Source organism: Neisseria sp. P0001.S005 (genome assembly GCF_051963715.1).
This window is the reverse complement of sequence record NZ_JBQCTZ010000834.1, coordinates 1-342: the sequence shown is the minus strand read 5'-3', so window position 1 is coordinate 342 and position 342 is coordinate 1. Positions and strand designations below refer to the sequence as shown.

Annotated in this window: 1 protein-coding gene; it reads right to left on the bottom strand. The window is 51.8% G+C overall.

Going from position 1 to position 342, the window contains the following annotated elements:
- Positions 1-296: response regulator (locus ACTHSP_RS23110; protein WP_440347138.1), on the bottom strand; the 296-nt coding region annotated here is incomplete at its 3' end.
- Positions 297-342: the final 46 nt, after the last annotated feature.

Below are 342 nucleotides of genomic sequence, written 5' to 3'. Positions count from 1 at the left end.
GCGCCGATTTTGGTGGCTTCAACCGCAGTGTCAATGCTGGCATGGCCGCTCATCATCACCACAGGCATATTGAGTTGGCCGTTTTTCGCCCACTCTTTCAACAAAGTGATGCCGTCGCAATCGGGCATCCAAATATCCAGCAACACCATGGCCGGACGCGTTTGATAACGCAATTGGCGCGCTTCTTCGGCATTTTCGGCCAAAGTGACGGTATAGCCTTCGTCTTGAAGGATCTCGGAGAGCAGGTCGCGGATGCCTACTTCATCATCTACAATCAAAATATCACTGCTTCGCATAAGTTTCTGCCATTTCCGGTAAAGCTATTTTGACGCACGCGCCGCC